The 3,288-nt window shown below is 74.8% G+C and carries 3 protein-coding genes; 2 read left to right on the forward strand and 1 reads right to left on the reverse strand.

The features are described 5' to 3' along the window. Window positions 1–28: 28 nt before the first annotated feature. The gene (locus tag GCU69_RS04190; protein WP_176604519.1) at window positions 29–826 is read right to left on the reverse strand and encodes a DUF4142 domain-containing protein; all 798 of its coding nucleotides are present in this window, start codon (window positions 824–826) and stop codon (window positions 29–31) included. Window positions 827–1,133: 307 nt separating this feature from the next. Between GCU69_RS04190 and GCU69_RS04195 the strand changes: the two genes are divergently transcribed. Together GCU69_RS04195 and GCU69_RS04200 are read left to right on the forward strand one after the other, a co-directional pair. Continuing rightward, on the forward strand, window positions 1,134–1,811 hold the full coding sequence (locus tag GCU69_RS04195; RefSeq protein WP_156205155.1) for an AIM24 family protein: 678 nt from the start codon (window positions 1,134–1,136) through the stop codon (window positions 1,809–1,811). A gap of 694 nt (window positions 1,812–2,505) precedes the next feature. After that, a partial coding sequence (locus GCU69_RS04200; RefSeq protein WP_156205156.1) for an ATP-binding cassette domain-containing protein occupies window positions 2,506–3,288 on the forward strand: 783 nt, incomplete at its 3' end.

Here is a 3,288-nt window from a genome sequence, read left to right on the forward strand (position 1 = left end):
CCGCGCCCGCGGGCCGGCGGGCGCGGGTCTACGGGGCGGAACCGGCCGGCTGTCCGCCGTCGGCGTTGCCGCCGCCCGTGGCTCCGCCGTCCCCGGCGGGCGGGGCCGCGGACGGCCGCGAGGTGACGCTCGCTCCGGGGCCCGGCTGCACCGGCACCGGCGAGGGGATCACCGACGAGGACGGCGGCGGGGGACCGGACGGGCTGGCGGTCGCGGCCCCCGCCTCCTCGGCGGCGATCGCGTCGAAGTCGACCATGCCGGTCTTCTCCAGCATGGTGATGTGGTCCAGCACCGTGACGTTGGCGGCGTCGGCCAGCTCCCGGATCAGCGTGTTCCGGGTGTTGTGCCGTACCTGCGCGATGAGCCCGAAGACCTTGCCGTGCGCCACCCGGAGGATGTTGGCGAACTTCCGCTGGTATTCGGTGCCCTCGGCGGCCGTCAGTTCCTTCAGCCACCCCTGCTGCTGCGACGTGGGCTGGTTGGGCAGCTCGACGCCCAGTTTCGCGCCGACGTCGCGCGCCCGCCTGTCGAGGTCGGTGTGGCCGACGACGAGGTGGTCGCCCGCGTCCCGGACGGCCCGGGTCGGCGCGCGCTCGATCGCCTGCTGGCCGGCGGGCAGCTCCCACAGGCCCGCGAGCCGCACCTTCACGAGGAAGTCGCGGTCGGTGGCCGTCAGCGGGCCCCAGTCCGTCGACACGGTCTCCGCTTCCAGGTTCGCCAGCCCGGTGCCCGACCGGTCCTCGTAGGCCCAGATCGGGAAGATCAGCACACCGACGGTCGCGGCGATTGCCAGGAGGATCAGGCTTGTTCCGTTGATGCGTCGCAAAGAGGTCTCCTGCTGGGGCGGCGCACTCGCAGGGCGCGAGGGGCGGATTCGGTGACCGGGCCGTCGTACGGGAGCGGCCGGGGCACTGCGGCCGGGGCGGACTGGACGGTGGGGCGTGACGGATGCCGCCGAGGGCCGGGCGCCCGGCCCGTCGGCGTCGCGCAGGAATACGTGCCGCGGGGCGGGGATGTTCAGCGGGATGCCCGGCCGGTGTCCGGCGGAATGTCCGGCGTGGCTTTTCGCGCCGGCCGCGGCGGCGGCTCGTGGCGTCTTGGCGGACCGCTCGGTTCCGGGGGAGCATACGGCCATGCACAGTGATCTCTTCGCCTCCGAGAACATGGTCCAGCCGGCCACGGCGCCCGGAATGGTCCTGCAGAACGCGAAGGCGGTGAAGTACGTCGTGAACGGCGAGTGTTACGCCCGTCAGGGATCGATGATCGCCTTCCGCGGCAACCTCCAGTTCGAGAAGCAGGGCCAGGGCGTGGGGAATTTCCTCAAGCGCGCCGTGACCGGTGAGGGGCTGGCGCTGATGGCCGTCCGCGGCCAGGGCGAGGCCTGGTTCGCCCACGAGGCGGCCAACTGCTTCATCATCGACTTCGCCCAGGGCGACACCCTCACCGTCAACGGGCGCAACGTGCTGTGCTTCGACCCCGGCCTCCGCTACGAGATAAAGGTCGTCAAGGGCGCCGGCATGGTCGGCGGAGGGCTCTTCAACAGCGTCTTCAGCGGGCAGGGCCGGCTGGCCGTGTTCTGCGAGGGCCAGCCCATCGTCATCCCCGTCTCCCCGCAGGCCCCCGTCCTCGTCGACACCGACGCGGTCGTCGGCTGGAGCGCCCAGCTCCAGACGTCGCTGCACCGCTCGCAGAGCGTCGGTTCGATGATCCGCGGCGGCTCGGGCGAAGCGGTGCAACTCCGGCTCGACGGCGACGGCTTCGTCATCGTCCGGCCCAGCGAGACGACCGCGCCGAAGACGACGTCCGGCTGAACGGCGGCGCCCCGCCGACCGGAAGCCGACCGGAAGCCGACCGGAAGGCGGTCCGCCGACCCCGCCGCCCCGAAGGCGGTCCGCCGACCCCGCCGAGCAGAGACCCGATCCGCCGGCCGGAAGCCGAACCGGAAGCCGAACCGGAAGCCGTACGCGGCCCACCGCCGCCGTACGCGGCTGCCGTACGCGGCTCACGGCGGCCCACCGCCGTACTCGGCCGCCGTACGCGGCCACCGGGTGCGCCACCCACCGCCGTACGCCGCCCACCCTCGGCCCGCCGCCCCCGAGCGGCACCCGAGCGGCGTCCGCCCGGCGTTCCTCCGACGTCCGCCCCGGCGTTCCTCAGTCGTCCGACCGGCGTCGTCCCGGCGTCCGTCCCGGCGTCCGGCACCGGCGCCGGACCGGCGTCCGGTACCAGTGCCGACCGGCGTCCGGCACCGGCGCCGGACCGGCTGCCGGGCCCCCGCCCGCCCGGGAGCGGGCCCCTCCCGGGCCCCTCCCGGGCCGCCGCCGTGGCGGAGGCGGCGGACGGTTTTCACGGCCGGCGGGTTCCGTCCGGCGGCCCGGGCTGCGGTACGGTGCCGCGCACAGGCGCCGCGAGCACCGTGCGGAACGACTCGTTCGATGCCGCGCCGCGCAGAGCGCGCCGCCCCTGGGCGGCACCGCCCGGCCCGGAGGTACGTCCGCGATGTCCATGGAGCTGCGAGGTGTCGGCAGGCGCTACGGCCTCGGCGGGCCGTGGGTCCTGCACGATGTCGACCTCGAACTGCCCGCCGGTTCCCTGCTGCGCTTCGAGGGCGGCAACGGCTCCGGCAAGTCCACCCTGCTGCGGCTGATCGCCGGAATCGACGCGCCGACCACCGGGCGCGTCACCGGCCGTCCGCGCACGGCCTACGTCCCCGAACGCTTCCCGCCCAACCTGCCGTTCACCACGATCCGTTACCTCACCCACATCGGACGCGTGCACGGCATGCGCAAACCGGAGGCGGCCCGTTCCGCCGCCGAGTGGCTGGCCCGGTTCGGCGCCGACGAGCACGCCGAGACCCATCTCACCGAGCTGTCCAAGGGCACCGCGCAGAAGGTCGCCGTCGCCCAGGCCCTGCTGGCCGCGCCGGAACTCCTCGTCCTCGACGAGGCGTGGACCGGGCTCGACCAGGGCGCCCGGTCCATCCTGGACCGGGCCGTCGCCGACCGGGTGGCCGCGGGCGGCACCGTCGTCTACGTCGACCACGACCCGCGCCGGCTGGCGGACGCAGCGAACGCCTCGTACCGCCTGGAGGACGACGGCACCCTCGTCCCCGTCACCGGCGACACGCTTCCCGACCTGCGGGGCCCCAAGACCATCGTCGAGGCCGAGGGACCGCCCGGCGCGACCCCGCCGGACGATCTCCCCGGGGCACCGGCCCAGGAGCCGGCCGGGGACGGCGCGACCCGCTTCACCGTCGCCGCCATCCACTCCGACGCGCTGCTGCGCGCC

The sequence above is a fragment of the Streptomyces lycii genome (assembly GCF_009735685.1).
Classification (GTDB): Bacteria; Actinomycetota; Actinomycetes; order Streptomycetales; family Streptomycetaceae; genus Streptomyces; species Streptomyces lycii.

Coding starts and splice junctions, on each gene's coding strand:
- GCU69_RS04195 (WP_156205155.1), top strand. CDS start 1,134: ATGCACAGTGATCTCTTCGCCTCCGAGAACATGGTCCAGCCGGCCACG.